This window comes from Propionivibrio sp. (assembly GCF_017995515.1).
Lineage (GTDB): Bacteria > Pseudomonadota > Gammaproteobacteria > Burkholderiales > Rhodocyclaceae > Propionivibrio.
Genome location: NZ_JAGOIT010000078.1, coordinates 10,724 through 16,328, shown reverse-complemented (window position 1 = coordinate 16,328; position 5,605 = coordinate 10,724). Strand labels below are relative to the sequence as shown.

4 protein-coding genes are annotated in these 5,605 nt (G+C 61.8%); all 4 read right to left on the bottom strand.

What is annotated here, in order from left to right:
* Window positions 1-3,824 (bottom strand): hypothetical protein (locus KBA32_RS12640; RefSeq protein WP_294359440.1); only part of this gene is annotated, 3,824 nt, incomplete at its 3' end.
* 468 nt (window positions 3,825-4,292) lie between these two features.
* Window positions 4,293-4,481 carry a (2Fe-2S)-binding protein gene (locus KBA32_RS12635; RefSeq protein WP_294359437.1) on the bottom strand — a complete coding sequence of 63 codons (189 nt, stop codon included), beginning with the start codon at window positions 4,479-4,481 and terminating at the stop codon, window positions 4,293-4,295.
* A 21-nt stretch (window positions 4,482-4,502) separates the two neighbouring features.
* Window positions 4,503-4,985 carry a bacterioferritin gene (gene bfr / locus KBA32_RS12630; RefSeq protein WP_294359435.1) on the bottom strand — a complete coding sequence of 161 codons (483 nt, stop codon included), beginning with the start codon at window positions 4,983-4,985 and terminating at the stop codon, window positions 4,503-4,505.
* Between the two features lie 11 nt (window positions 4,986-4,996).
* On the bottom strand, window positions 4,997-5,482 hold the full coding sequence (gene bfr, locus KBA32_RS12625; RefSeq protein WP_294359433.1) for a bacterioferritin: 486 nt from the start codon (window positions 5,480-5,482) through the stop codon (window positions 4,997-4,999).
* Window positions 5,483-5,605: the final 123 nt, after the last annotated feature.

The following is a 5,605-nucleotide window of genomic DNA, read 5'->3' as shown; positions in this document are numbered from 1 at the left end:
CGAACCTCGGTCGCCGAGGCCGGCGCCACCACCGCGCCGCCGCAGGTCGTGCCGGCATTCGGCGTCTGCGCCACCACCAGCCCCGCCGGCAGGATATCGGTAAATGCCAGGCCGCTCAGCGCAACGTCGTTGATGTTACTCAAGTGGATGAGCAGCGGCGCCACGGCGCCCGCGGCGCGTGCTGCCTCGCCGGTCGACATCCCGCCGGGCAGGCTGCCGGTATCGAACGTGAGAGCGCCAATGGCCTTGTGCACCACCAGGGGATCGACGGCATTCAGGTCGGCCGTCACCGGCGTGGTCGGGTACAGGGTCGATACGCCGTTGACCGTGATGCTCCCCACCGGCAGCGTGTTGGCGTACTTGCCCTTGGCCGATACCACCACGTCCAGTTCAACGAAGCAGGAAGCCGACACGCTGCCGGCAGCCGCGCCGATGGCGCCACCGGAAACCATGATCCTGGTGTTGTCGCTGGTATTGACCTGAGTGGCCGGGCCGCAGGTCTGCACCACGTTCGGCCCCACCGGCACGGTCATGTTGTTCGGCAGGTCATCCGTAATGCCGAAATTGGCAACCGGAGCCTGAGTGGCATTGAAGAAGGTAATACGCAGGCGCGTGCGCTCGTTCGGCTTGACCACGTCCGGCGTAAACGATTTGGCCACCCCCATGTTCACGCTGGTGGTGATCGACGCTTGGGCGAAGGTACCCGTGTTGGTCTGCCCCTGATCGTTCCGGATCGAATTGATCGGAATGAGATTGCTGACCGCGCCCGGATTGGTGGCAATGATGTCCACCGCCACCTGACAAGACGCGCCGGCATCCAGGGAAGCCCCCGACAAAGCCACGCTGGTGGCTTCCGGCACGGCGGTCACGATGCCGCCGCTACAGGTCGTGCTGGCATTGGGCGTCGCAGCGACCTTGATTCCCGTCAAAGTGCCGTCCGCCAGACCGTTATCCGTGAAATGGTCGGTCACGGCCAGACCCGTCAGTGCCTGCGTACCGTTGGTAATGGTAATCGTCAGACGCGCCGTTTGGCCGGGCGCGACGTTGCCCGGAACGATCGCCTTGGAAATAGTCGGCACCTGCGCCGTCACCCGGGTCAGATTCGCCGTGACCGGGGATTGGTTCTTGATGCCGCCGTCGGCAGTGATGTTGCCGATGGGAATCGTATTGACCCAATTGCCCGTACCCGGACCATTATTCACAACGTCGAACAGGAAATCGCAACTGCCACCCGGCGGCAGGCTGGCGTCGCTCATTCCCGCCTGCGCCGCATTCGCGGCACCGCTATAGACCGGCGTGCCGGCGCAGGTGCTGCGGACATTCGGCGGATCAGCCAGCTTCAGGCCATTCGGCTCGGCCGGCAAGGGATCGGTGACGCTGATCCCGGTGATCGGCGCGCTGGCGTCGCTATTGGTCAGGCGGATACGCACGGTCGACTTGCCGTCGGTGGTGATTTGCGCCGGCTCGAAGCTCTTCACCGCTTGCAGCGCACCGTTATAAGTCAGGCGCGCGGTATTGCTGTCCGCCGTCACGCTGCGGGTAGCGCCATTGGCCTGATGCTGGGTGGCGGAAACGTTCGCCGTGTTGTTGTAAACGCCGGCGGGTCCAACCACATCGAGCTGAATGACGCACATACCCGGGGTATTGTTCGCTGCGGTGCGGGCTGGCACCGTTCCGTTGTTGAGTGACACTGACGAGTTACCCGAATGTGCCACCAGATTGCCACCACAGGTGGTAGACGCATTGGCCGGTGTGGCAATCATCAATTGCTGCCCGCCCGAAGTCGGCAGGGTATCGCCTACCGTCAGGCTGGTCAGCGCCTGATCACTGTAGTTGCGCACGCGGATACGCATGGTCACCACCGTACCTTCGGGTTTCGTATTGCCCGTCTCGCCATCTTGATAATTGGTGCCGTTGAAAGTCTTGTCGGCCAGCAAAGGGACCTGATGGGTGGTGGTGACGTTCTGGGAAGGGCTGCCGTTACAGGTTGCTGCGCTTTGGCTGGTGTGCCAGACGCCGCACACCGGAATCTGGTTGCTGGTATTGCCGCTGCCATTCGGGTCCGTCATGGCCCAAAAGCTCACCACGCACTGCCCCGGCGTATTGCCGCTGGCGGCGGGCAGGGTCGGGATAATGAAATCGACGGCACCAGCGCCTTGCACCGGTACGTTGCCCAAGATGCCGCAGGCCGCAGTCAGGGTCGGCGCGTAAGGCGCGTCGCTGAGGAAAGTTGAATTGTTTTGCAGGGTGTCCGCCAGATGCACGTTGCTGCGCGCAGCGCTGCCGAAGTTGGAAATCGTCACTGTGTACTGCACCGGACTGCCGGGTGCCACACGGGCAGGCGATTGCGTCTTGTCGACATAGAGTTCGTCGATGACGGTCACCGTCGCGCTGCGCGTCTGGCTGATGATGCCCGGCATCGCGCCGATTTTTACCGCGCCCTCCGCAATGGCATTGGTAAACGTCAGCGGGTTGTTGTTGCTCGTCGTGCCGGTGTAAGTCACCGTTAGCGTACAAACTCCGCCTGCCGGGATGCTGTAGTTGCTCGTTTGGATACCGCCGCCAGCCGAGTTGATGACAGTATTCGAGCCGCCGCAGGTATTGGTAATGCCGGTCGGCGTCAGCCGGTTGCCGCTGACGCCGCCGTTGTCGATGCTTGCCTCATTGAATTCAGTGACTGCCAATGCAGCCGTGCCGTTGTTGCTCAGGGTAATAACGAAGGTGCCCGGCTCACCGCTCGCCACGCGCGCCGGACTGGCGGTTTTGGTCACACCCAGCGGCGAGCGGACGGTGATGTTGGCGGTCGGCGAATTGTCCGGCTTCAGGCTCTGATCGCTGCCGAAACTGCTCTGTTGCAGGGTATTTGTCTGATTGAGCAATTCATAAGCGCCATTGGTCTGGCGCGCCTTAACCGGCACCGAGATCACGCAAGTCTGCCCGACGGCAACGGAAACGTTGCTGACGGCCACCTGGGCGGCAGCGCCCTGCGTCAGCGCCGCAGCAGGAGAAGCGCCGCAATTGGTATAGGTTGCCGCCACGCCGGTCGGCTCGATGATCGCCCCACCGCCTGCCGTTGGAAAAACATCGGTGAACGAAACCCCCGTCAGCGGCACACCGCCCGCCGGGTTGGTCACCCGGAAGGTCAGATAGGTCACGGCGCCGCCCAGAATGGCCGTGCCGCTAGCGCTGGCGGCGGCGGGTGCGCTCGTACCGAAGCCCTTGCTCCAGGTGGGGCGGGAAACGCTTTGAATCGTAATGCCCTGCCCCTGCCCGCTGCCGTTGGTATCGGAACCGGTATGAACATCCCCCGCCGCCAGCGTGTACGTTTGGGTAGAAGACTGGCCGTCCGTGGAAGTGGCCTTGACCGGAATATCGATGGTGCACACGCCATCCGTCGCGTCAACCCGTGCAGGAATGGTCAGGTTAGCCAATTGCACGCTCAAGGCATTACCGGAACCCGGCAAGGTCACCGTGCCGCCGCCATCACCGCCGCCGGTACAAGCCACCGTAGCAGAGCCATCGACCAGCAGATTTCCAGAACCGCTGGCCGCCAGCGCCTTGTTGAAATTGACGTTTGCAAGGGCCGAGCCTGACGCATTGGTCAAAGTAATGCGCAATACCGTCGCCTCGCCCGGCTTGATCGACGAGAGATTTGACGGCGCAACCCCGACCGTCACCGAGAATGCAGGCAAGGATGCAGACCACGCCGTCGCGGCGGCAAAGCCGAAAGCGCCCGCCAGCGCAAGATTGCGCAGCAGTGTCTTGCGCCGAGCGGCATCCTTGCCCCTTACGGAAACGAGCAAACACGACGGACGTGACCCCATGATTCTCCCCTTGTCGGCTTTTTCAGCCAGAATTTTTCAAAAATAACGAAGCACACAACAACCGCATTCGGCACACGTTTGCGCAGAATGACGACAGAACAGGCGGAGATCAGCAAGCACTTGATGCCCATCCGCTCCAGTGCCTGCTGCCCAGACGAAATCAACGTAAAAACGGGCATCGTCTTCGATGCACAACAGCACAAGCCCCCTGTGGAGGCGCGCCATTATACTGTTGAAATATATGCGCCCCCGCCTCGCACGATATCTTCGGGCCGTGCGCTCCGAATACACGGCACCCGAGTCGTTTATTCGAAACCTGCTTCCGGCAATCGATTACCGGGATCGTCGCCATTAACGGCAGAACCACTTGAGGCTTGAAGGACGGAGGAATGACGGACTACGGCCTTGCACATGCTGACCACCCGCACATGGCCAGCGGCCTGGCGAGCATCACCGCGTGCGCGTTCGTTACTTCTTGCCCGAATGCGACACGTGGCCGCACATTTCCTTCAGGCATTGTCGTGCGCAGGCCGCACACTGGCCGCAGTCGCTGGTAACGCCAAGTTCGCGACGCAGATCCTTGAGTGATCGCGCGCCATCGCTCACCGCCTCGCGAACCTGGCGCTCAGTGACGGCCTTGCATACGCACACGTACATCGCGATCTCCAGGCATGAGTGTCAGTCGCCGCCGACTTCCATGTGCGCTTGCAGGAAGTTCCGCAAGGTCACGGCGTCGATCAGGCGCTGCTGCGTCTCGAGCCAGTCGATCGCCTCCTCACTGTGCTCGAGAAGTTCTTCGAGCAGATCGCGACTGACGAAATCCTCGAGTTCCTCGCACAGGGCGATGGCTTCGACCAGTTGCGGGCGATGGATCTCGCACTCATGGCGAAGGTCGGCGCCAAGACATTCCGTCACGTTCTCGCCGATCATCAGCTTGCCGAGACTTTGCAGATTGGGCAGTCCTTCGAGAAAGAGGATGCGCTCGATGAGCTCGTCGGCTTCCTTCATCACCCGGATCGACTGCCGATAGCGGTATTCGTTGAGATTTTCCAGGCCCCAGTGGCCGAACAGGCGCGCATGCAGGAAGTACTGGTTGATCGCCGTCAGCTCGTTCTTGAGCACCTTGTTGAGCGCTTCGAGGATGCGTTTATCGCCTTTCATGAGCGCTCTCCTCAAGCCGGTGAACCGGAGTCCATCTGGCTCTGCAGGTAGTTGTGCAGGCCGACCAGTTCAATGAGACGCAGCTGCTTCTCAAGGTAGTAGGCGTGATCCATCTCGGTGTCTTCCAGTTGCACGCCAAGCATGTCGCGCGTCACGAAGTCCTGCGCCTTCTCGCTCGCCGCCATCGCCTTGCGCAGGTCGCCGACGACCTTGTACTCGACGGACAGATCGGCCTTGAGCATGTCCGGCACGTTCTTGCCGATCTTGAGCTCGTCGCGCCGCGACAGATCCGGCGTGCCTTCCAGGAACAGGATGCGCTGGATCAAGGAGCGCGCGTGTTGCCGCTCATGTTCCGACTCGTGCAACGCCTTGGCCGCCAGGTGAGCCAGCCCCATGTCGGCGTACATCTCGCCGTGGATCAGATACTGATCGACCGCGGTCAGTTCACCGGCCAGCAGGTCATTGAGCATCGCGATGGTTTTCCTGTCGCTTTTCATGAGCATCCCCGGAGTAGTGTGTGTCAATGACCCGAACGTGAAAGCACGCACGCGATTTCACGCCAACCGTGGCCGATAGACTCCAGCCAATACCCCGAGTTCAACCGCCGCGGTGCTTACGCC

Excerpts from the sequence above, each read along its gene's own strand:
- KBA32_RS12635 (WP_294359437.1), bottom strand. The coding sequence starts at position 4,481 with ATGTACGTGTGCGTATGCAAGGCCGTCACTGAGCGCCAGGTTCGCGAG.
- bfr (WP_294359435.1), bottom strand. The coding sequence starts at position 4,985 with ATGAAAGGCGATAAACGCATCCTCGAAGCGCTCAACAAGGTGCTCAAG.
- bfr (WP_294359433.1), bottom strand. The coding sequence starts at position 5,482 with ATGAAAAGCGACAGGAAAACCATCGCGATGCTCAATGACCTGCTGGCC.